The sequence below is a fragment of the Erwinia sp. AC075 genome, from assembly GCF_979253995.1.
In genome coordinates this window covers 1906702-1928683 of the sequence record NZ_CEEDEU010000001.1, presented here as the reverse complement: position 1 = coordinate 1928683, position 21982 = coordinate 1906702, and the positions used below count along the sequence as shown (strand labels likewise).

General features: G+C 56.4%; 19 protein-coding genes. 14 read left to right on the top strand and 5 right to left on the bottom strand.

Translation table 11 applies throughout. From position 1 onward, the window contains the following. Position 1: 1 nt before the first annotated feature. The 10 genes from AC0IXH_RS09020 to AC0IXH_RS08975 all read left to right on the top strand — a co-directional run bounded on the left by AC0IXH_RS09020 (position 2) and on the right by AC0IXH_RS08975 (position 10267). Positions 2-424, top strand: coding sequence for an acyl-CoA thioesterase (locus tag AC0IXH_RS09020; protein ID WP_013201620.1), 423 nt, complete (start codon positions 2-4; stop codon positions 422-424). Next, positions 424-1026, top strand: a complete 603-nt coding sequence (locus AC0IXH_RS09015; protein WP_173363025.1) for an outer membrane lipoprotein carrier protein LolA — start codon at positions 424-426, stop codon at positions 1024-1026. Before AC0IXH_RS09020 ends, AC0IXH_RS09015 begins: the two co-directional genes overlap by 1 nt. Continuing rightward, positions 998-3316, top strand: coding sequence for an MMPL family transporter (locus AC0IXH_RS09010; RefSeq protein ID WP_041691963.1), 2319 nt, complete (start codon positions 998-1000; stop codon positions 3314-3316). The genes AC0IXH_RS09015 and AC0IXH_RS09010 overlap by 29 nt, the downstream gene beginning before the upstream one ends. Further along, the gene (locus AC0IXH_RS09005) at positions 3313-3879 is read left to right on the top strand and encodes a DUF3261 domain-containing protein (protein WP_013201623.1); all 567 of its coding nucleotides are present in this window, start codon (positions 3313-3315) and stop codon (positions 3877-3879) included. The genes AC0IXH_RS09010 and AC0IXH_RS09005 overlap by 4 nt, the downstream gene beginning before the upstream one ends. Then, on the top strand, positions 3879-5036 hold the full coding sequence (locus AC0IXH_RS09000) for a beta-ketoacyl-[acyl-carrier-protein] synthase family protein (RefSeq protein ID WP_471720348.1): 1158 nt from the start codon (positions 3879-3881) through the stop codon (positions 5034-5036). Before AC0IXH_RS09005 ends, AC0IXH_RS09000 begins: the two co-directional genes overlap by 1 nt. Further along, positions 5029-5502, top strand: coding sequence for a hotdog family protein (locus AC0IXH_RS08995; RefSeq protein ID WP_471720347.1), 474 nt, complete (start codon positions 5029-5031; stop codon positions 5500-5502). Before AC0IXH_RS09000 ends, AC0IXH_RS08995 begins: the two co-directional genes overlap by 8 nt. Beyond that, complete coding sequence (locus tag AC0IXH_RS08990; RefSeq protein ID WP_053145657.1) at positions 5499-6230, top strand: 3-ketoacyl-ACP reductase FabG2; 732 nt, start codon at positions 5499-5501, stop codon at positions 6228-6230. Before AC0IXH_RS08995 ends, AC0IXH_RS08990 begins: the two co-directional genes overlap by 4 nt. Beyond that, positions 6227-7459, top strand: a complete 1233-nt coding sequence (locus tag AC0IXH_RS08985) for a beta-ketoacyl-ACP synthase (protein ID WP_471720346.1) — start codon at positions 6227-6229, stop codon at positions 7457-7459. Before AC0IXH_RS08990 ends, AC0IXH_RS08985 begins: the two co-directional genes overlap by 4 nt. A gap of 296 nt (positions 7460-7755) precedes the next feature. Further along, positions 7756-9960, top strand: coding sequence for a TonB-dependent receptor (locus AC0IXH_RS08980; RefSeq protein WP_471720345.1), 2205 nt, complete (start codon positions 7756-7758; stop codon positions 9958-9960). A gap of 166 nt (positions 9961-10126) precedes the next feature. Beyond that, on the top strand, positions 10127-10267 hold the full coding sequence (locus AC0IXH_RS08975) for a hypothetical protein (RefSeq protein ID WP_167738402.1): 141 nt from the start codon (positions 10127-10129) through the stop codon (positions 10265-10267). Here the strand turns inward: AC0IXH_RS08975 and AC0IXH_RS08970 are convergent, their stop codons facing one another. Next, on the bottom strand, positions 10268-11422 hold the full coding sequence (locus AC0IXH_RS08970; RefSeq protein ID WP_471720344.1) for a beta-glucosidase: 1155 nt from the start codon (positions 11420-11422) through the stop codon (positions 10268-10270). Positions 11423-11577: 155 nt separating this feature from the next. Between AC0IXH_RS08970 and AC0IXH_RS08965 the strand changes: the two genes are divergently transcribed. Next, positions 11578-13050 carry a phospholipase D family protein gene (locus tag AC0IXH_RS08965; RefSeq protein ID WP_013201630.1) on the top strand — a complete coding sequence of 491 codons (1473 nt, stop codon included), beginning with the start codon at positions 11578-11580 and terminating at the stop codon, positions 13048-13050. Positions 13051-13091: 41 nt separating this feature from the next. Here AC0IXH_RS08965 and mdoC read toward each other — a convergent pair whose 3' ends face one another. Further along, positions 13092-14243 (bottom strand): glucans biosynthesis protein MdoC, encoded by a 1152-nt coding sequence (gene mdoC, locus AC0IXH_RS08960; protein ID WP_471720343.1) that lies wholly within the window; start codon positions 14241-14243, stop codon positions 13092-13094. Between the two features lie 270 nt (positions 14244-14513). On the opposite strand from mdoC, the gene mdoG reads away from it, so the two are divergent. The 3 genes from mdoG (at position 14514) to AC0IXH_RS08945 (ending at position 19018) form a co-directional block, all read left to right on the top strand. Then, a complete protein-coding gene (mdoG, locus tag AC0IXH_RS08955; RefSeq protein WP_173363026.1) occupies positions 14514-16052 on the top strand; it encodes a glucans biosynthesis protein MdoG in 1539 nt (512 codons plus the stop codon). Beyond that, on the top strand, positions 16045-18615 hold the full coding sequence (mdoH, locus tag AC0IXH_RS08950) for a glucans biosynthesis glucosyltransferase MdoH (RefSeq protein ID WP_151037797.1): 2571 nt from the start codon (positions 16045-16047) through the stop codon (positions 18613-18615). Before mdoG ends, mdoH begins: the two co-directional genes overlap by 8 nt. Before the next feature lie 160 nt (positions 18616-18775). Beyond that, positions 18776-19018, top strand: coding sequence for a YceK/YidQ family lipoprotein (locus AC0IXH_RS08945; RefSeq protein ID WP_013201634.1), 243 nt, complete (start codon positions 18776-18778; stop codon positions 19016-19018). 65 nt (positions 19019-19083) lie between these two features. On the opposite strand, the gene AC0IXH_RS08940 is transcribed toward AC0IXH_RS08945, so the two are convergent. The 3 genes from AC0IXH_RS08940 to AC0IXH_RS08930 form a co-directional block, all read right to left on the bottom strand. Continuing rightward, positions 19084-19482, bottom strand: coding sequence for a MysB family protein (locus tag AC0IXH_RS08940; RefSeq protein ID WP_151037796.1), 399 nt, complete (start codon positions 19480-19482; stop codon positions 19084-19086). A 176-nt stretch (positions 19483-19658) separates the two neighbouring features. Beyond that, entirely contained in the window at positions 19659-20894 is a 1236-nt protein-coding gene (gene mdtG, locus AC0IXH_RS08935) for a multidrug efflux MFS transporter MdtG (protein ID WP_471720342.1), read from the bottom strand. 158 nt (positions 20895-21052) lie between these two features. Continuing rightward, a complete protein-coding gene (locus tag AC0IXH_RS08930) occupies positions 21053-21973 on the bottom strand; it encodes a Kdo(2)-lipid IV(A) acyltransferase (protein WP_013201640.1) in 921 nt (306 codons plus the stop codon). Positions 21974-21982 lie beyond the last annotated feature (9 nt).

The window sequence follows — 21982 nt, the reverse complement described above, 5'->3', positions numbered from 1 at the left end:
AGTGTTTAACGACCCGCGTTTTACTGTTGATGTTGAGCTGACCATTCCTTTCCATGATGTGGATGCGATGGGCGTGGTCTGGCACGGCAACTATTTCCGTTATTTTGAGATTGCCCGCGAAAAACTGCTCGGCACGTTCAACTACGGCTACCGCGAAATGAAAGCCTCCGGCTATCTGTGGCCGGTGGTGGATACCCGGGTGAAATACCGCGCGGCGCTGACCTTTGAGCAGACCATCCGCGTGCGCGCCACGCTGGACGAGATTGAAAACCGCCTGCGGATTAACTACCAGATTTTCGATGCCCACAGCGGCCAGCGGACCACCACCGGCTACACCATTCAGGTGGCGGTGGAAGAGGGCAGCCATGAGCTGAGCTTTGTCTCGCCGCCGATTTTGTTTGAGCGCCTGGGAGTGCAGCCATGATGAAGTCTCTGCTTGCGGGACTGCTGTTACTCAGCGCCGCCGCTCAGGCCGTCACGCTGGACGATTTACAGCAGCGTTTCGCCAGCCAGCCGGTGGTGCGGGCGGACTTCAGCCAGCTGCGTGAAATCAAAGGGATGGCGCAACCGCTGAAATCCAGCGGTGAACTGCTGATCGCGCAGGATAAAGGGCTGTGGTGGCATCAGGCCAAACCGTTCCCGCTGACGCTGGTGCTGGATGACAAGCGCATGGTGCAGGTGATGAACGGCCAGGCGCCGCAGATTATCACCGCCGACAGCAATCCGCAGATGTTCCAGTTTAACCATCTGATGCGGGCGCTATTCCAGGCCGATCGCCAGGTACTGGAGCAGAATTTTTCGCTGGACTTCAGCGATCTCGGCCAGCAGAAATGGCAGCTGGTGCTGACGCCGAAAACCTCGCCGCTGGATAAACTGTTCAACACCATCACCCTGCAGGGCGCGGAGTATCTGGATGTGATTAAGCTGAACGATCGTCAGGGTGACAACACCGACATCACGCTGAGTCACCAGCGCCTGACGCCTGCCAGCCTGACCGATGAAGAGCAGAAGCGTTTTGATTTCTAAGTCACCGCGCATACTGGCTCTCGCCTGGCTGGCGATTTGCCTGCTGCTTGCGGCGGTGCTGGTGATGCTACTGCCCAGAGCGACCATCAACAGCAGCGTGCTGGCTTTGCTGCCCGAGCAAACCATGGGCGACATTCCCAGCGATCTGCAACAGGGTTTTATGCAACGCCTGGATCGTCAACTGGTGTGGCTGGTGAGTGCCGGTGACAAAAACGATCCTCAGGTCGCCAACTGGATGCTTCAGCAGTTGCAGAGTCTGCCGGTACTGGAGAACGTTCAGGGGCCAATGACCGATGAACGACAGCAAGCCTGGGGCAAATTTGCCTGGCAGAACCGCAATGCGCTGATCGATCCGGCCACCCGCGCCAGGCTGCAACAGGCGGGTGCCGCGCAAGGCGACTGGGTGCTCGGCCAGCTCTATTCGGCCTTTGCCGGCGTCAGCGGCAAGGAGTTGACTCACGATCCGCTGCTGCTGGTGCGCGGCGCGCAACTGGCGATGCAGCAAAACAGCGGTCAGCTTGGGCTGAGCCAGGGCTGGCTGACCACCACCGATAAGCAGGGGAGGGTCTGGTATTTCCTGCACGCGGAACTGAAAGGTAGCTCCTTTGATATGCAGCAAAGCCATGCGCTGGTGGCGCAGCTTACGGCGTTCAAAGCCCGTCTGCAGGCGAAATATCCTGATGCACAGCTGCTATCACGCGGCACGGTGTATTTCAGTGATTTTGCCAGCCAGCAGGCGAAGCATGATGTTTCTACCCTCGGTGTAGCGACGATTATTGGCGTGCTGCTGCTGGTGTTCTCGGTGTTCCGTTCTCCGCGTCCACTGATTTTGTGTGCTCTCTCGGTGGGCATCGGTGCGCTGGCGGGCATTACCGTGACGCTGCTGGTGTTTGGTGAGCTGCATCTGATGACACTGGTGATGAGCCTGAGCATCGTAGGCATCTCGGCCGACTACACGCTGTACTATCTGACCGAACGGATGGTGCATGGCGCAGACGCCACGCCAGCCGAAAGCCTGAATAAGGTAATCCGCGCCTTGTTGCTGGCGCTGGGCACCACCGCCATTGCCTGGCTGATCATGGTATTTGCGCCGTTCCCGGGCATCCAACAGCTGGCCGTCTTTGCTGCGGTCGGGCTGACCGCGTCGTGCCTGACGGTGATCTGCTGGTATCCGCTGTTGGTGAAAGGGCTGCCGGTGCGGCCGGTGCCTGCCATTTCCCTGATGGGACGCTGGCTGGGCAGCTGGCGGCGCAATCGCACCGTTCGCGTCGGGCTGCCGCTGCTGGTCGCCGCGATTTCGCTGGCAGGGCTATGCAGACTGCATATCGATGATGATATTTCCCAACTGCAGACGCTGCCGCCGGCATTGATGGCACAGGAAAAGCAGATCACCCAGTTAACCGGTCAGAGCGCCGACCAAACCTGGATGGTGGTCTATGGCGACAGCGCGGAACAGACCCTGCAACGTCTTGAAGCGCTGGCGCCACAACTGGCAAAGGCCAAAAGTCAGCAGTGGCTGGGCAATTATCGCCTGTTGCCGCTGTCGTCACTGGCGATGCAGCAGAAAGATCATCAGCTGCTGCAACGTGCGGCACCGGGCGTGATGGCGCAACTGCGTCAGGCTGGGGTAGAGGTCGCCAACCCGGATCTGTCAGCAACCCATCTTACGCTGCAGCAATGGCTTTCCAGCCCGAACAGCGAAGGCTGGCGTCTGTTGTGGCTGACCGTCCCCGCCGGACGTAGCGGGGTGCTGGTGCCGATCGAAAGCGTGAAAAATAGCGCCGCGCTGGCCGGACTGGCAAAAAGCTTGCCTGGGGTGAGCTGGATCGATCGCAAGGCCAGCTTTGATCGGCTGTTCGCCTTCTATCGCACGCTGCTGGGCTGGCTGCTGGTCGCGGCACTGGTGGCGATCGCGCTAAGCTATATGCTGCGCCTCGGCCTGCGTCAGGGCGCAATCAGCGTTCTGCCGTCGATCCTCTCACTGGGCGGCGGCCTGGCTGCCTTAGCCTTGTCCGGCCATTCACTGAATCTGTTTTCGCTGCTGGCGCTGGTGCTGGTACTGGGTATCGGCATTAATTACACCCTGTTCTTCAGTAATCCGCGCGGCACGCCGATAACCTCGTTACTGGCCGTCACGCTGGCGATGGCGACCACTTTACTGACGCTGGGCATGCTGGTCTTCAGCAGCACCCAGGCGATTGCCAGTTTTGGCATTGTGCTGTGCAGCGGCATATTTACCGCCTTCCTGCTGGCTCCGCTGGCGATGCCGCCAAAAAGGAAAAAAAGATGAAAGTAATCGCGGCGGCCGCGCTGGCCGTGATGTTACTGGCCGGATGTGCCGGTAAACCCGATAGCAGTCAGCCCGAAGCCTGGCTCAAGCCAGGGGTAAAAGTGACGCTGCCGGCACCGGGGATCGATCCGGCATTCAATCAGCAGCAGCTGCTGACCGGCACCTTTAAAGGCAAACAGCAGTCGCTGTTGGTATTACTGAGCGCCGATCGACAGCAGTTGACGCTGGCCGGGCTCTCCTCGCTGGGGATCCGCTTGTTCAGGGTCACTTACGATGGCACCGGCATCCACACCGAGCAATCCATGGTGCTGCCTGAGATGCCGCCAGCCAGCCAGGTGCTGGCCGATATTATGTTGAGCCACTGGCCGATCGCCGCCTGGCAGCGGCACTTGCCTGAGGGCTGGACCCTTAAAGACAGCGGCGATCGCCGCCAGCTGCGTGACAATCACGGCAAGCTGATTACTGAGATCCGCTACCTGCAACGCGGGACGCAACGTGAGCCGATCAGCATTCAGCAGTTTGCGTTTGGCTATCAAATTCTTATTCAACATCTGGACGCCTGATGATCTACATTTCGGCAGTCGGCATGCTTAGCGCACTGGGTAACGACATGACCGCCACGGCGGAAAATCTGGCGAAGAATCATGCGCCAGGCATGCGCCCCGACAGCGGCTGGCTGTTGCAGGGCAAACCCTGTTGGAGTGGACGGATTGACGCGGCCTTGCCGCCGATCCCGGAGGCGCTGGCTGCGCACCGCAGCCGCAATAATCAGCTGTTGCTTGCCGCGTTACGGCAAATTCAGCCGCAGGTTGATGACGCCATCAGCACCTTTGGTGCCGACCGGGTGGCAGTGGTGCTCGGCACCAGCACCTCGGGATTGCATGAGGCCGACCTTCAGGTGGCCGAAAACGCCGAGGGCTACCACTACTATCAGCAGGAGCTGGGCGATCCGTCGCGGTTTCTGGCCCAGCATCTGCAGTTAACCGGCCCGGCATATACGCTCTCGACCGCCTGTTCTTCCAGCGCCCGGGCGATCATCAGCGGTCAGCGGCTGATTGCGTCAGGGATGGCGGATGTGGCAATCGTGGGTGGCGCGGATACCTTAAGCCGCATGCCGATGAACGGTTTTGACAGTCTCGAGTCCCTGTCGGCGGATCGGTGTGCGCCGTTCAGCAAGCAGCGTAACGGCATCACTATCGGCGAAGGTGCCGCATTAATGTTGCTGACTAACGTTCCGCAGAAAGTTGCCGTATTAGGCACAGGCGAGTCGTCAGATGCTTATCATATGTCGGCTCCCCATCCTGAAGGCGAAGGCGCGATCCGTGCCATTGAGATGGCGCTTAAGCAGGCGCAGCTGGCGCCGGGTGCGTTGGGCTACATCAATTTGCACGGCACCGCGACGCGGCTTAACGATCAGATTGAAGCCGGGGTGGTCAGCAAACTGTTTGGTACAGCAATCCCCTGCAGCTCTACCAAGCATCTGACCGGCCACACGCTGGGCGCGGCCGGGATCTGTGAAGCGGCGATAAGCTGGCTGATCCTGACGCAATCCGTTCCGCTGCCGGCGCAGGATTTCACCGACAACGAGCAGGATGATACGCTGCCTGCCTGTGGTGTGTTACTGCAGGGGCGTCCGTTGCAGGGAACGGCAGTGATGAGTAATTCTTTTGCCTTTGGCGGCAATAATACCTGCCTGATTTTAGGAAAGAGTGATGGTTGAATATAAAGGCGCGGCAGAGTATTTGCCCCACGATGCGCCGATGGTGCTGATTGAAAAGGTGCTCTCCGTTGGTGAAGAGCAGGCCAGCTGTCAGGTGACGGTCGGCGACGGCGTGCTGGCACCGTTTCTGACGCCGGATGGCGATCTGCCCGCCTGGTTTGGCATCGAAATTATCGCGCAAACCATCGGCGTCTGGTCCGGCTGGCATGGCCGCCAGCGCCACGACAGCAAGCCGTCGCCGGGCATGTTATTAGGCGGACGCGGTTATCGCTGTCAGGCTGCGGTATTTCCGGCCGGCGCCACGCTGGAAATCACCGTCACGCTACTGATGCGCGACGAGAAAATCGGCAGTTTCGACGGCGTGATTACGATTGATGGCGAACGTTACGCTAGCGGCAGGTTGAACACTTATCAACCTGACCGGGAAGAACTCCACCAACTTTTGCAACAGGGTAATAACGGATGACGCGTTCAGTATTGGTCACGGGTGGCAGCAAGGGGATTGGACGGGCGATTGCCTGCCGCCTGGCTGCCGATGGTTTCACGGTGGTGGTCCACTACCACAGCGATCGCGCGGGCGCGGAAGAGACGCTGCGCCTGATACAGCAGGCTGGCGGTCAGGGGCGCTGTATCGGATTTGATATTGCCAACCGCGAACAGTGCCGCACCCTGATTGAAGAGGATATTGAACAACATGGTGCCTTTTATGGTGTGGTCAGCAATGCCGGGATCACCCGCGATGGCGCGTTCCCCGCCCTGAGCGAAGATGACTGGGACAGCGTGATCCATACCAATCTGGACAGTTTTTATAACGTGATCCATCCGTGCATTATGCCGATGATTGGTCTGCGCAAAGGCGGCCGGATCGTTACGCTTTCGTCGGTTTCGGGCCTGATGGGCAATCGCGGCCAGGTGAACTACAGCGCGGCCAAAGCGGGCATTATTGGCGCCACGAAAGCGCTGGCGATTGAGTTGGCGAAGCGCAAAATCACCGTTAACTGCATCGCACCCGGCCTGATTGATACCGGGATGATCCAGATGGAGCCGGTGGCGGTTGAAGAGGCGATGAAGATGATCCCGATGAAGCGCATGGGTCAGGCTGATGAAGTGGCCGGGCTGGCAAGCTATCTGATGTCCGATATCGCCGCATACGTCACGCGTCAGGTGATTTCAATCAATGGAGGTATGCTGTGAACCGCAGGGTGGTGATTACAGGGATGGGCGGCGTCACCGCCTTTGGTAACAGCTGGCCAGAGATTGCCGACAGGATGCGGGCTGGTCGCAATGCGGTCCGACAAATGCCCGAGTGGCAGATTTATGACGGTCTGAATACGCTGTTGGGCGCGCCGGTGGATGATTTCACCCTGCCGGAACACTATACGCGTAAGCGCATTCGCTCGATGGGCCGGGTGTCGTTGATGGCAACCCGGGCCAGTGAGCTGGCGCTGGAGCAGGCCGGTTTGTTGGGCAATGCCGTGCTGACCAATGGCGAAACCGGCATTGCCTACGGTTCATCGACCGGCAGCACCGGGCCGGTCAGTGAATTCGCCACCATGCTGACCGAGAAGCACACCAATAACATTACCGGCACCACCTATGTGCAAATGATGCCGCACACCGCAGCGGTCAATGCCGGATTGTTCTTTGGTCTGCGCGGACGGGTCATCCCGACGTCCAGCGCCTGTACCTCGGGCAGCCAGGCGATCGGTTATGCGTGGGAAGCGATCCGTCACGGTTATCAGACGGTGATGGTCGCCGGTGGAGCCGAAGAGCTCTGTCCGTCAGAAGCGGCGGTGTTTGATACCCTGTTCGCCACCAGCCAGCGCAATGATGCGCCAGAGACCACGCCGTCGCCGTTTGATAAGCAGCGCGATGGCTTAGTGATCGGCGAGGGTGCCGGAACGCTGGTGCTGGAAGAGCTGGAACATGCCCAGGCGCGTGGCGCAACCATCTTTGCGGAGATCGTGGGTTTCTATACCAATTGCGATGCGGCACATATCACCCAGCCACAGCGGGAAACGATGAAGATTTGCATCGAAGGGGCGCTGCGGATGGCCGGACTGAAAGCGGAAGACATCGGCTATATCAATGCCCATGGCACCGCCACCGAGCGCGGTGATATTGCCGAGAGTCAGGCAACCGCCGCGATATTTGGCGACCGGACACCGATTTCCTCGTTCAAAAGCTATTTCGGCCACACGCTGGGTGCCTGCGGTGCGCTGGAAGCGTGGCTGAGCATTGAAATGATGCGGGCAGGGTGGTTTGCTCAGACGCTGAACCTGACCGAGCCGTCAGAGGATTGCGGTAAGCTGGACTACATCATGCACCAGCCGCGCGAAATCCAAACCGACTACGTTCAGTCGAACAATTTCGCCTTCGGTGGCATTAACACCTCGCTGATTTTCCGTCGCTGGACCGAATAGCATCGCGATAACACGGCCACCTCATATCCGCCAGCTTCCCGGCGGAGCGCGGTGGCCTTACCCCTTCAACCCCAGTCAGACTCGCGCTTTTAACCCTCTCAACCATCCGTTCAATACTTCATCACGCCTTAATAGTTCATCTTCTAAACGCTAACTGGCTGAAAATAAATCAGTTGAACGATTTGCCGCGATGCGTGTCCTGCTGACATTTTCAGCTTGCATTTCGGACTTCCCTGAGGATAATCGCAATCCGAATAATAATTATTATCAATTGTATTAATTATCAGGGAAATGTAATGGCCTCTTCTTCCACTCAGAATCGCTTCCGGTTATCGCTGCTGGCAGCGTTGATTAGCACAGCGACTGCGCCCGCTCTGGCAGCAACCACCGACAGTACCGCCGGTAAAAAATCGGCAACCCCCGAAGAAACCCTGACGGTGGTGGCGAAACCCGATGACAATTTCAAAGCGGGCGGCGACCAGCTGTTACCCGCCTATCTTGATGGCCAGATCGCCAACGGCGGCCGTGTGGGCATGCTGGGCGAGCAGGACGCCAAAAACGTGCCGTTTAACGTTATCGGCTATACCAACAAAATGATCCAGGATCAGCAGGCGACCACGCTGAAAGACGTTGTCGCCAACGACGCTTCGGTGCAGAACGTGCAGGGCTACGGCAACTTTGCCGAAACCTACCGCATCCGTGGTTTTGATCTGGACGGCGACGACATGACTTTCGGCGGTCTGGCGGGCGTGATGCCGCGTCAGGTTGTCTCTACGCAGATGATTGATCGCGTTGAAGTGTTTAAAGGATCCAACGCGCTGATCAACGGCTCTGCCTCGTCTGGCGTGGGTGGGATGATCAACCTTGAGCCAAAGCATGCGGAAGACACGCCGCTGACCCGCATTGGCGTTGACTACACCTCCTCTTCACAGATTGGTACCACGCTGGATGCGGGCCGGCGTTTTGGTGACGATAACCAGTGGGGCGTGCGGGTAAACGTCCTGCACCGTGAAGGCGAAACGGCGATCGACAATGAGAAACGCCGCGCCACCGTGGCGTCAGTTGGGCTGGACTATCGTGGTGATAAGCTGCGCACCTCGCTGGACATGGGTTATCAGAAGCAGGAATACCACGGTGGCCGCCTTGGCGTGAACGTCAGCGGCGTGGATTTTATCCCTGAAGTCCCGCGTGCGACCAGCAACTACAGCCAGGACTGGGTTTACAGCAACCTGGAAAGCGAATTTGGTATGGCGCGTGCGGAATATGATATTGCACCAGACTGGACGCTTTACGGCGCAATGGGTGGCCAGCACTCGCACGAAACCGGCGCGTATGCTTCACCATCACTGAAGGATGAAGACGGCACGGCCACTATCGGCCGCATGGACACCAACAAAATCGTTGATGCCTTCAGCGGTATGGCCGGCGTTCGCGGTAAGTTCGATACCGGCTTTGTCAGCCACAGCGTTAACGTCGGCTACTCCGCGCTGACCAAGCGTGAAAAGACCTCTTACGGCATGGCGCTGACCCCGCAAGCCACCAATATTTATGACACCTCGCCGGTGGCCGCGCCAACTAACACCTACTTTGGTGGCGATCTTGATGACCCGCGTCCAACCAGCCGCGTGCGGACGGAAGGGCTGCTGCTGTCGGATACGCTGGGCTTTGTTGACGACAAAATCCTGCTCACCGTCGGTGCCCGTCATCAGAAAGTGGTGGTGCGTAACTATGCCTACGGCACCGCAGAGGAAGATACCGATGCGCGCTTCACCAAATCCCGCTGGACGCCGGGCTACGGTCTGGTGGTTAAGCCATGGGAGACCGTCTCGTTCTATGCTAACCACATTGAAGCGCTGCAGCCGGGTGACACCGCCAGCAGCGGGGCGGTCAACGTCGGTCAGGTAACCGGCATTTCCCTGTCGAAGCAGAATGAAGTGGGGATGAAGGTAGATTACGGCAACATAGGCGGCACGCTGGCGCTGTTTGAAATCAAAAAACCAACCGGTATCATCAACCCGCAAACCAACGTGTTTGGCCTGTACGGCGAACAGCGTAACCGCGGCGTGGAGCTGAACGTATTTGGTGAGCCGATCTACGGTGTGCGTCTGAACGGCAGCGCCACCTGGTTGGATCCGAAAATGAGTAAAACGGAAGATGGCACCTGGGACGGCAAAAATGCCATCGGCGTGGCCAACTTCTATACCGTGCTGAGTGCGGAATACGACATCAAACCGATCGAAGGTCTGACCGCTCTGGCCCGCGTCACGCATTCTGGTTCGCAGTATGCTGACGAAGCCAATACCAAGAAACTGGACAGCTATACCACGCTGGATCTGGGTATGCGCTACCGAATGAAGGTGCAGCAGAACGATCTGACCTGGCGGCTGGGCGTGGAAAACGTCACCAACGAGAAATACTGGTCCGGAGTGGAAAGCTACGGGACCTACATTTATCAGGGCGACCCGCGAGAGCTGAAACTTTCCCTCTCCTACGATTTTTAAATCACAGGCCGCGAAAGCGGCCTTTTTTCTTTACAGAATTCTTACGCTATTTGCCTGAACCGCCGGGACTATTCATTTTATCAGCGGGCGACTGTGCTATAGTACAGTCCATAAGAAAATACTGGCGTTAAACACAGGACGTTTGGCCAGCAAATGATGAAGAAAAATGAGCGAACGTCCTGAAAACGATTACCCTAAAGAGCCCCGCTTTCCGCTTGATGATGCGCAGTTTGCCATTGTGGTTCTGGCCCTGACCTCCTTCACGCTGATCATGTTTGTGCTGGTGATCACCCTGTGCATGACCTGATTACTCTCTCTGCTTAAATTTAATCTGCTGGCTGCGGATCTCCAGCGCATACGGCTCATAAATGGTTCGGTTGCCGTTGGCATCTGGCAGGCCGAACAGGCCGCCAGGCGAACGCCGGTCGTCCGCCCAGGAAGGGTAGTCCACCGCCGGAAACAGTGAGATCCCCTCGATTTCGCATCCCCGATCCATCGCCATCCCGACCTGCTCAATCACCCTTTTTAGCCACGGCACCCTGGCGTCGCCTTCCGCACCGGTTTCCGCAATCAGCAATGGGCGTTGATAACGTTGCCATACCTCGCTCAACAGCGATGAAAGCGGGCGGTAATCGGGATGGTGGGCCTCCAGCGGATCGCCATTAACAAACCACTGATTATCGGGATACCAGGTCAGGCCGATAATATCCATCAGCGCCGGATCGCCTCCCAGTTCCGGATTCAGCCGACCGCTGAGCATATCCCAGGCCTCATACTGCGCCTCGTGCTGGCGGCTGGCATCCTGACGACTGGCCTCGCTGCTCTCCAGCGCGGCGACGTTCACCAGCGGATCGGTCAGCACAAATCGCGCCGCCGGAAGCTCTTCTTTGATGGCGTGCATGGCGGCGACAGACGCCCGTACCAGCTGCTGTTTTAACTCGCGGCCGCGACCGGTCACATTGGGGTTAAACCAGGCGACATCGGCACCGGCCCATGACCAAAAAGAGATTTGATTCATTGGCGTAAAGAAAGGGGCGGTAAACCCTTCATCGCGCATCAGACGGGCGGCAGCGCGTGAGAACGCCGCAAAACGATCGATAAACTGCGGTTGCCAGATATCCAGTCCGTCGGGCCAGCCAAAATGGGCCAGCTCCCAAATCATCTCAATTTCGTGCTGTTTGGCGGCCTGTAACATCGGTAAAAATGTTGACCAGTCATATTCTCCGGCGGTTTTCTCGATTAAATACCAGCGTGCGCCATCGCGCGCGGTATAAAGATGTTCAGCCGCCAGATGGGCGTAATCCTTCTCTAACAGGGTGTCATGGCCGCTGTTGATCACCAGGTCCAGGCGTTTGCCTTCGCTGCGGCAGGCGGTTGAGCAGGCGAAGCTGCCCTGAAAGAAACTTTTAAACAGCTGTGGCCTGTGGCGCAGGGGAGAGTCTTGACGCGTTTCGCTATTCATGGCATTTCCTCATCACAAGGGCTATCGCAACGCACTGGGCTAAGTCTAGACTAAATGCCATTGCAGGCCGCAATCAGAACAGTCGCATGACAATACAGGCAAACAGCATTGATAATAGAACCAGCAGGACCTTTCCTTCGAACTAAGGACCATTGATGGCCGAAGCCTATACCCCCGAACCTGACGAGCCTGATTTTGAGCAGACGCGTCTGACCCGTGCCGTCTCTCCGCTGGTGGACAATCATCCCGACCACAGCGGCATTCACCCGCTTGAAGATGGCCTGGACGCGTTTGCGGCCCGCTATCTGCTGATGACCATGGCCGAGCACACGCTGGATATTCAGTACTACATCTGGCAGAACGACATGTCCGGGCGACTGTTGTTTAGCGCGGTACTGGAAGCCGCGGAACGTGGCGTTAAGGTCCGGCTGCTGCTGGATGACAACAACACCATGGGGCTGGATGAAACCCTCAGCCAGCTCAGCAAGCACCCGAATATCGAGATCCGGCTGTTCAATCCCTTTTCGTTCCGCACGCTCAGAGCGCTGGGCTATCTCACCGACTTTGCCCGGCTCAATCGCCGTATGCACAACAAAAGTTTCACCGTAGACGGAGAAGCCACCATTGTTGGCGGACGAAATGTGGGCGATGAGTATTTTGGCGCGGGAGAAGAGCCGCTGTTTTCCGATCTCGATGTGCTGGCGATTGGCCCGGTGGTGGCCGAGGTGACGAAGGACTTTGAGCGTTACTGGAAAAGCCGCGCGGTTGAACCCTTCAGCAAAGTGGTTGATCTCGATGACGCGGCGGCCAACAGTGCGGTGTCATTACCAGAAGCCTGGCACAGCGACCCGCAGGTTGAGCGCTATCTGGAACGGATTCACGCTTCGCCATTCGTCGCACAGCTGGAAAGTGGCGACCTGCGGCTAATCTGGGCCAACACCCGCTTGCTGAGTGACGATCCGCGTAAAGGATTAGGCCGGGCGAAAGCCGGGAGCCTGTTGCCTCAACGCATGCTGGAGGTGATTGGCAAACCCCAAACGCAATTCGATATTATCTCGGCCTACTTTGTCCCGACGCGAGCCGGCGTGGCGCAGCTGCTGTCGCTGGTGCGCAAGGGGGTGAAGATAGCCATTCTGACCAACTCTCTCGCGGCCAATGACGTCTCGGTGGTGCATGCCGGCTACGCCAAATGGCGCAAGAAGTTGCTGCGCCACGGCATCACCTTATATGAGCTGAAACCGCATACCGATAACCGCGATAAGCCGCATGACCGGGGACTAACCGGTAATTCTGGTTCCAGCCTGCATGCGAAAACCTTTAGCGTCGACAACGAAAAGGTGTTTATCGGCTCGTTCAACTTTGACCCGCGTTCCGCCATGCTCAACACCGAAATGGGCTTCGTGATTGAGAGCGAATATCTGGCTTCCAGTATTCACCAGCGTTTTATCACCCGGATGCGCGACCGGGCCTGGACCTTACGTCTGGACAAGTGGGGTCGGGTAAACTGGGTGGAGTATCCGGGAGAAGGAGAGAAAGAGATTGTGCATAAGCATGAACCCCGAACGCGCTTTATGCAGCGGTTGCTGGTTCGTCTGGTCTGGCGGCTGCCGATTGAATGGCTACTTTGAGGTGATAACACGCCCGTTCAGCAGATGAACGGGCGTTTTTTTTAACTGACTTTTTCAGCGGCAGTCTTTTTGCGCTGGGGTTTTCCTGAGAACAGGAAGCGCAGTAACGGCACGCGCAGATGGATTTCGTACAGCATAAACGCGATACCAAACACAAAGACCAACCCGGCAAAGAAGCCAAGGGTGTTACTGCCGATCTCGGGTACGAACAGGATGCCGTAGATAATGGTCAACGGATGGTGCACCAGGTAGATAAACAGTGAGGCATTCACCAGGTAGGTTACGCGTGGGGAATGCGAGTTCAGGAAGCGATGTCCCAGCGAGAACACCACGTTCACCATCCACAGCCCCATCATCATCGACACCACCGCATCAATCTCGTACAGCCAGCCTTCGCCTTTGTTGTAAGTCTGGTTAGCCACGTAAGCCACAAACGCCAGCGCTGAACCGACAAAAGTCCAGGGCACCGGTTTGATGAACAGGGCTTTAATCGCCGGATACTTCCACGACATGGCGCCCAACATAAAGAAAGGCAGGAAGAACAGCGACTGCATTACCGCATAATTAAACAGGCCATCGCCCAGCAAATCGGGGGCAAAAATAAACAGCAGACGACGAATGGCTCCCCAGGCCAGGCTACAAAGCAGGATGGCGAGGGATAATTTGCTCCAGGTTGTGTCGGAATAGTCTGTTTTTGAGCCTTTGCCATCGCGCAGCCATTTAAAGGCCCAAATTCCGACAACGGTCAATACCACCAGCACCAACAGGAACCAAAGATGGGAAATTAAATTCCACGCCAGCGCATTAAACCGTTGGTAAAAACTGAAGTCATGCCAGTCGCCAATCTTGCTGGTCCAGTCTTTTATCAGGTAGAACTGCGGCAGCGTAAGCAGCGGAACCGCCGCCAGCATTGGGATGCCGACACGTTCAAGCCGGACTTTCAGCCAGTGCTTCGAACTGTATCGCAAATAAAGCATGTAGGAAAAATACCCGGAAATGACAAAAAATACCTGCATACGGAAAGCATGAATAAAGTCATTTAACAGGGTCAGCCACTCAGATGGGGCCGGGCTGTTCACCGTCCAGATCTGGGTGGAATAAATCAGGGAGACGTGAAATGGCACGCCCAACAGCATCAAATAGGCCCTGATCGAGTCGAAAAAGTATTCTCTTTCCTGTGTGTTTTTAGTCATATATATCCAATATTCAACACGTTAACGCGTTGGCTCGCCCTGAGCCACGCTAAAGCCTTACGCTCACTTTAGGGTAGAAATCGCGGGTATACTATCAGGCTAATCTGGATCCGTTAAACACTTGAGAATAAGGCGATTAGCGCAGGTAACACGAGGAACTAAATGATTGCCGAGCTGTCGGAATGCTGAATAATCCATTAAGATGGATAGGATTGATTTAAGCACACGAAAGGGGGGGATGTGCTGATTAAAATGAAAAATAAGCCAAAACTGATGAAATTGCGCTGGTTAGGCGTAACAGTTTTGCTGTCGATGTATGCCAGCTCCAGCTGGGCTTTCAACATTGATGACGTAGCAAAGCAGGCTAAAGATTTGGCAGGGAAAGGGTACGAAGCGCCGAAAAGCAATTTGCCTTCCCAGTTGCGGGACATGAAATATGCGGATTATCAGCAGATTCAGTTCAATCGCGATAAAGCCTATTGGAGTAAGCTGAAGACCCCATTCAAGCTTGAGTTCTATCATCAAGGAATGTACTTCGATACACCGGTGCAGATTAATGAAGTCACCGCTTCGACGGTTCGACAGATTAAATATTCACCAGATTACTTTAACTTTGGCAACGTAAAGCACGATCCGGAAACGGTTAAAAACCTCGGTTTTGCCGGGTTTAAAGTGCTGTACCCGCTAAACAGTAAAAACAAGAAAGATGACGAGATCACCAGCTTCCTGGGCGCGAGCTACTTCCGCGTGATTGGCGCCGGCCAGGTTTATGGTCTTTCTTCTCGTGGTCTGGCTATTGATACTGCATTGCCATCTGGCGAAGAGTTCCCACGCTTTAAAGAGTTCTGGATCGAACGTCCAAAACCGTCTGATAAGCATCTGGTGATCTATGCGCTGCTGGACTCGCCACGGGCGACGGGAGCCTATCGCTTCCTGATCACCCCAGGCAAAGAAAGCACGGTTGACGTGCAGTCTAAAGTCTATCTGCGCGACAAAGTGGGCAAGCTGGGCGTGGCTCCGCTGACCAGTATGTTCTTGTTTGGGCCGAACCAACCTTCGCCAAACACCAACTACCGTCCGCAGTTACATGATTCCAACGGTCTTTCTATCCACGCCGGCAACGGTGAGTGGATCTGGCGTCCGCTGAACAACCCGAAACATCTGGCGGTGAGCACCTTTACCGTTGAGAACCCGAAAGGCTTCGGACTGTTGCAGCGCGGACGTGATTTCGATCAGTATCAGGACCTGGACGATCGTTACGATCTGCGTCCAAGTGGCTGGATCGAACCACAGGGTGACTGGGGTAAAGGCCGCGTAGAGCTGGTCGAGATCCCAACGGCTGATGAAACCAACGACAACATCGTTGCTTTCTGGACGCCGGAAAACCTGCCGGATCCGGGCAAAGAGATGAACTTTAAATACCGTCTGCACTTCACTCGCGACGAGAGCCAGCTGCATTCGCCAGATGTGGCGTTTGTGAAAAGTACGCTGCGCTCAACGGGCGATGTGAAGCAGTCTAACCTGGTTCGCCAGCCGGATGGCACGGTCGCCTTCGTGGTGGACTTCACCGGTCAGGACATGAGCAAGTTGCCGGAGAATACCCAGGTAACGCCTCAGGTCAGCATCGGTAACAACGGTGAGCTGGTGGAAAACAGCGTACGCTATAATCCGGTAACGAAAGGCTGGCGTCTGATGATGCGTTTACGCGTCAAAGACAACAAGCAAGCGACCGAGATGCGTGCTGCGCTGATGAGCGGTGATAAGACGCTGACAGAAACCTGGAGCTATCAGTTGCCTGCCAATGAATAAGCCTACAGTTTTACCCACTGACTATATCGATGCGCTGCCCCTTTCCGCCGAGCGGAAGGGGGCGCTGCGTGAATCGCTGCCTGAACAACCTGAAGAGGCGTTCAGCCAGCTGCACCAGTCGCTTGCGGATGGCGGCCCGGTAGAGTGTCGTCCTGACGATGCGCCACTGGAGTCGGTTAAGTCGCGTATCGAAATGAGCTGGCCGGAGTCCGTCGGGGAAGGGAAACAGTTCGATACTGATGAACTTGACCGCACCACGCTGAAGGCCATGCCTCGCCATACTCGCTCTTCCATGTACCCGGAAGCCTGGCGCACCAACCCGGTTGCGCGCGCCTGGGATTCCGTTCGTGGCCGCAAAACCACTCATCGTTATGCCGATCCTGAAGAACAGCGGCAGGAAGATAAGTGGCGTCATGTTGGTTCGATCCGTCGCTACATCTTGCTGTTGCTGACCATCGCACAGACCGTTGTCGCGACCTGGTACATGAAAACCATTCTGCCTTACCAGGGCTGGGCGATGATCGATCCGCTGGAGATGATCAACCAGAACTGGCAGCAGTCGGTGCTGCAGATCCTGCCTTACGTACTGCAAACGGGGATCCTGTTCCTGTTCGCGGTACTGTTCTGTTGGGTCTCCGCTGGCTTCTGGACCGCGCTGATGGGCTTCCTGCAGCTGATGATCGGCAAGGATAAGTACAGTATTTCCTACGGGCTGAATGGCGATGAGCCCATCAATCCGGAGCACCGTACTGCGCTGATCGTGCCGATCTGTAACGAAGATGTCGGACGTGTTTTTGCCGGTGTGCGTGCTACCTGGGAATCGGTGGCCAGAACCGGCGAAGAGAAGAATTTTGACGTCTATATTCTCAGCGACAGTTACAACCCGGATATCGCCATAGCGGAACAGAAAGCCTGGATGGATCTGGTGCGTGATGTTGGCGGGGAAGGGCGCATTTTCTATCGCCGTCGCCGTCGCCGTGTGAAGCGTAAAAGCGGCAACATCGATGACTTCTGTCGTCGTTGGGGCAGCCAGTACAGCTACATGGTGGTGCTGGATGCGGACAGCGTGATGAGCGGTGAGTGTCTTACCGGTCTGGTGCGCATGATGGAAGCCAACCCGAACGCCGGTATTATCCAGTCGTCGCCAAAAGCGTCAGGCATGGATACGCTGTATGCCCGTTGTCAGCAGTTTGCGACCCGCGTCTACGGTCCGCTGTTTACCGCTGGCCTGCACTTCTGGCAGTTGGGTGAGTCCCACTACTGGGGGCACAACGCCATCATCCGTATTGCGCCGTTTATCGAGCACTGTGCGCTGGCACCGTTGCCGGGTGAAGGGTCATTCGCCGGTTCGATCATGTCCCATGACTTCGTGGAAGCCGCGCTGATGCGTCGTGCCGGTTGGGGCGTGTGGATTGCTTACGATCTGCCGGGTTCTTATGAAGAGCTGCCGCCTAACCTGCTGGATGAGCTGAAGCGTGACCGCCGCTGGTGTCACGGTAACCTGATGAACTTCCGTCTGTTCCTGGTGAAAGGGATGCACCCGGTTCACCGTGCGGTGTTCCTGACGGGTGTGATGTCCTATCTGTCGGCGCCGCTGTGGTTTATGTTCCTGGCACTGTCAACCGCGTTGCAGGTGGTGCATACGCTGATGGAGCCGCAGTACTTCCTGCAGCCCCGGCAGCTGTTCCCTGTCTGGCCGCAGTGGCGTCCGGAACTGGCGATAGCGCTGTTCTCCACCACCATGGTATTGCTGTTCCTGCCGAAGCTGCTCAGCATCATGCTGGTGTGGTTCAAAGGGGCGAAGCCTTACGGTGGCGTGGTCCGCGTAACGGTATCTCTGTTCCTGGAAATGCTGTTCTCGGTACTGCTGGCACCGGTACGTATGCTGTTCCATACGGTGTTCGTGGTAAGCGCATTCCTCGGTTGGGAAGTGGTGTGGAACTCTCCGCAGCGTGATGATGATGCAACGCCATGGAGCGAAGCCTTCAAACGTCACGGTTCGCAGATGGCTCTCGGTATTGTCTGGGCTGCAGGAATGGGCTGGCTTGACCTGAACTTCCTGTGGTGGCTGGCGCCAATCGTCTTCTCGCTGATCCTGTCGCCATTCGTGTCGGTGTTCTCCAGCCGTTCAACGACCGGTGCCGCGTCGAAACGCGCCAAACTGTTCCTTATCCCGGAAGAGTACGATCCGCCGAAAGAGCTGGTGGATACCGATCGCTACGTGGAAGTGAACCGTGAGCGCGCGCTGAAAGATGGCTTTATGCACGCCGTGTTTGACCCATCGTTCAACGCCCTGGCCAGTGCGTTAGCGACCTCCCGCCACCTGAAAAGTGATGTGCTGGAATTCGCCCGCGACCGTCAGGTTGATCAGGCACTCAGTGAATCGCCGGCCAAGCTGGATCGCGATCGCCGTCTGGCGTTGATCAGCGACCCGGTGACGCTGTCGAGGATGCATTACCGCTTGTGGGCGCATGCTGACAAGTATCACGACTGGTTCGATTACTACAAGTCGTTGAAAATGAATCCGCAGGCGCTGAAGAACACCAAGCCTGAAACGGTGTAAACGCTAAAAAGCATAAAGGCCGGGAATTGTTTCCCGGCCTTTTTTATGCCCAACGCCGGTGGCGCTTTACGCAACGCTTACGGAAATTTTGCGTTTTTTGCCAGATAGCGTTCGCGCAGTTACTCTACAATGGCGCGTTTTTCTTCAGTTAAAGGTGTTTATGATTAAGCTTATTTACCGCGGCATTCTGACGGGAGCGATCGTGGTGCTGTTGACGGGCTGCGGCAGTATTATCAGCCGGACGTTTCCGGGACAGGGACACGGCAACCAGTATTATCCTGGGGTGCAGTGGGATGTGCGTGACACGCCATGGCGCTTTCTGACCATTATCGACCTGCCGCTGTCACTGGTGGTGGATACGCTGTTGCTGCCTGTCGACGCGCACCACGGTCCTTACGAATAAAAAGCCCGGCAGTTCAGCCGGGCCTACTTCAGCGCTTAGATCGGCACACAGGGCCGGAGCAGGGACTATTGGTAGCGTTCAGACTCGCTGTTGTCATCTTCCCACTCATCCGCTGCCGCTTTGCCTTCTTCAGTATCCGTAGGCGGCTCAAGCTGGAACTCACCTTCATCCCACTCGTGCAGCGTATTTTCAGGCAGCCATTCCTGACGGATTTCAATCTCATCGAAATCGTCATCAAAAATCGCCTGGGCAGCCTCGCCGCCACGCAGGGATAAGCATTCCCCTTCATCGCCTTCGTTAGCGAAGAACTCGGCCTGCCACATGATATCGCCATCCTGCATCACATATTTCTGCAGGTTGAACTGGCCCACTGAGGCGTCCTCTTCTTCCATTTCCGGGTTTGCAGCCAGAAACTCTTCACGTGCGGCATCAATGGCTTCTTCAAGCGTTGCGAACATGCTCATGTGGGTTTTTCTCCATAACAACTGATTCAGGTTTTAGAAAGGATAGTCGAAGATTGCTGAGGGGAAACATCTGAGGATAAAAAAAGATGAAAGGAATTTTGTGCAGGCGTTTCAGCAGGTTAATGAAAGGACTGGGCGGGATTGAGCACAAACTCGGCGCGATCCTGCCAGCAAATTCACTCATCCAGCATCGAACTGCGATCCACGCGGCGGCGCAGGGTGATCCACGAGTAGATGGCGTTAAACAGCACCACGCAGGCGGTCACCACGAACACGGCGCGGAATCCCCAGTGGGCCGACACGGCAGCGCCCATTAGTGGCCCGGTGACGTTGCCAATATCCCTGAAGGACTGGTTATAACTGAATATTCGTCCCGCCACCTGATTGCTGGCGTTATAAATCAGCAGCGTCTGCACCGCAGGAAGGAGCGCACCATCTGCGGCGCCGAGCAGGAACCGCAAAATACCCAACTGCAGCGGATTCTGCACCATCGACATCGGGATTAACAACAGCACCGACACCAGCAGCATCGCCACCAGGATACGTTCCGGTCCAATCCGGTCGCCCAATTTCCCCAGCCGTGGCGCGCTGATCAGCGCAGCAACGCCGGGCACTGAGGCGATCAGCCCGCTGACGAACGCCAGGTTCTGAAAATCTCCGGCCAGATCCCGCACGTACAGCGTCAGAATTGGCGCTATTGAGCCGGTCGCCACCTGAATAATCATCGTGGTAACAAACAGCGTCAGCACCAGCCTGGGGTTTTTCAGGGTGGTAAACACCTGATGGGCGTGCAGCATGTCCTTTTTTTGCACCGGCACAAACTCTTCGCGCACGGCAAACAGCGTCATGATAAAGCAGACGAAGAGAACCGAAGCGGTGATAAAGAACACCGGACGCAAACCAAAACTGTCCGCCAGTAATCCGCCGATCAGCGGGCCAATCAACGCGCCGCTGACGGCACCGGTGGAGAGCCAGCCGAGCGCCCAGCCGCTTTTGTTGCGGGGAACCTGCGTCGCTATCAGCGCATTGGCATTGGGCACAAATCCTCCCAACAAGCCCAGCACCGCACGCAGCGCCAGGAACTGCCAGATTGACGTCGCCAGGCCCATCAACACCATCACGACAGACATGCCCAACGCCGAGCGCAACAGCATGATCTTACGGCCCTTACGGTCAGCCAGACCACCCCAGAAAGGGGAGGCAATGGCTGAAAACAGAAAGGTGATGCTGAACACCAGTCCCGACCACATATTCAGTGAATGAGGATCGGTAACGCCCAGCAATTCGACATACAGCGGAAGGAACGGCATCACCAGGCTGAAGGCGATACCGGTAAGAAAGCAGCCGCACCAGGCGACAAACAGATTTTTTTGCCAGTTGATCGAGGAGAGCGGAACGTCAGCAGTAGCCATAGTTCAGTGTAAGACCTGTAGGGTAGATTTTATTATTAGCAGGCTAATTATGCGCGCAAAAAATCTGCATTAACAGGGGGTGCATAAGGAAAAGAAACAGCGTTGAAAAAGGGTTTCAGTTGGGTAGCAGGCGAGGAAAACCCTGCGACCCACCAGATTTAATAAAGGGAGGATTCACCGGCGGGACGGGTTTTAAAGCGGCGATGCAGCCACATATATTGCTCCGGTGCCATCAGCACGCCGCGTTCAATCACCTGATTCATCCTGGCCGCCGTGGCGGCTTCATCATCCAGCGGCATGTCTTTCTCTTCCGGCAGGATCACCATTTCATAGCCTTTGCCATGCGGCAAACGGCGTGGCACAAACGGAATTACCGCTGGATGACCGCTGCGGATAAGCACATAGCTGCCTTTGGTTGAAGCGGCCTTATCGACGCCAAAGAACGGCACAAACACGCTGCTCTTCGGGCCGTAATCGTGATCCGGCGCGTACCAGATGATGTCGCCGCTTTTTAGCGCGCGGATCATGCCTTTCAGGTCTTTACGATCCAGCATACTTTTATTGGAACGCATGCGGCCCCAGGTCTGTAACCAGTCCAGCAGCGCATTGTCATTGGGACGATACACGCCGATGCCGGGATTATGGATGCCGAAAATACGGGCGCCCAGCTCCAGCGTCAAGAAGTGCATACCAATCAGCAAAATGCCTTTGCCGTCTTCGTGTGCCTTATCGATGTGTTCAAGTCCGCTAACGTGGAACCACTTATTAATGCGCCAGTTCGGCCAGAACCAGGCCATGCCGGTTTCAATCAGTCCCATACCAACGGATTCAAAATTACGTACCACCATCGCTTCACGTTCTGCTTCCGGCATGGTTGGAAAGCACAGCTCCAGATTACGGTGAGCGATATTCACGCGCTTACGCAGGAAACGCATTGAAAGGCGTCCCAGGCCGCAGCCAATATAATAGAGGACCGGGTAAGGCAGCAGGACCAGCAGGTACAGAAAGCCAATACCCAACCAGGTATGCCAATAACGAGGATGCAACAACGCGCGCGTAAATTGAGGCAGTTGAGTCATGAGAGTCCA

What these genes read in the sequence shown, in the direction of transcription:
- AC0IXH_RS09015 (WP_173363025.1), top strand. Translation starts at nt 424, where the DNA reads ATGAAGTCTCTGCTTGCGGGACTGCTGTTACTCAGCGCCGCCGCTCAG.
- AC0IXH_RS09010 (WP_041691963.1), top strand. Translation starts at nt 998, where the DNA reads ATGAAGAGCAGAAGCGTTTTGATTTCTAAGTCACCGCGCATACTGGCT.
- AC0IXH_RS09005 (WP_013201623.1), top strand. Translation starts at nt 3,313, where the DNA reads ATGAAAGTAATCGCGGCGGCCGCGCTGGCCGTGATGTTACTGGCCGGA.
- AC0IXH_RS09000 (WP_471720348.1), top strand. Translation starts at nt 3,879, where the DNA reads ATGATCTACATTTCGGCAGTCGGCATGCTTAGCGCACTGGGTAACGAC.
- AC0IXH_RS08995 (WP_471720347.1), top strand. Translation starts at nt 5,029, where the DNA reads ATGGTTGAATATAAAGGCGCGGCAGAGTATTTGCCCCACGATGCGCCG.
- AC0IXH_RS08990 (WP_053145657.1), top strand. Translation starts at nt 5,499, where the DNA reads ATGACGCGTTCAGTATTGGTCACGGGTGGCAGCAAGGGGATTGGACGG.
- AC0IXH_RS08980 (WP_471720345.1), top strand. Translation starts at nt 7,756, where the DNA reads ATGGCCTCTTCTTCCACTCAGAATCGCTTCCGGTTATCGCTGCTGGCA.
- AC0IXH_RS08975 (WP_167738402.1), top strand. Translation starts at nt 10,127, where the DNA reads ATGAGCGAACGTCCTGAAAACGATTACCCTAAAGAGCCCCGCTTTCCG.
- AC0IXH_RS08970 (WP_471720344.1), bottom strand. Translation starts at nt 11,422, where the DNA reads ATGAATAGCGAAACGCGTCAAGACTCTCCCCTGCGCCACAGGCCACAG.
- AC0IXH_RS08965 (WP_013201630.1), top strand. Translation starts at nt 11,578, where the DNA reads ATGGCCGAAGCCTATACCCCCGAACCTGACGAGCCTGATTTTGAGCAG.
- mdoC (WP_471720343.1), bottom strand. Translation starts at nt 14,243, where the DNA reads ATGACTAAAAACACACAGGAAAGAGAATACTTTTTCGACTCGATCAGG.
- mdoH (WP_151037797.1), top strand. Translation starts at nt 16,045, where the DNA reads ATGAATAAGCCTACAGTTTTACCCACTGACTATATCGATGCGCTGCCC.
- AC0IXH_RS08945 (WP_013201634.1), top strand. Translation starts at nt 18,776, where the DNA reads ATGATTAAGCTTATTTACCGCGGCATTCTGACGGGAGCGATCGTGGTG.
- AC0IXH_RS08940 (WP_151037796.1), bottom strand. Translation starts at nt 19,482, where the DNA reads ATGAGCATGTTCGCAACGCTTGAAGAAGCCATTGATGCCGCACGTGAA.
- mdtG (WP_471720342.1), bottom strand. Translation starts at nt 20,894, where the DNA reads ATGGCTACTGCTGACGTTCCGCTCTCCTCGATCAACTGGCAAAAAAAT.
- AC0IXH_RS08930 (WP_013201640.1), bottom strand. Translation starts at nt 21,973, where the DNA reads ATGACTCAACTGCCTCAATTTACGCGCGCGTTGTTGCATCCTCGTTAT.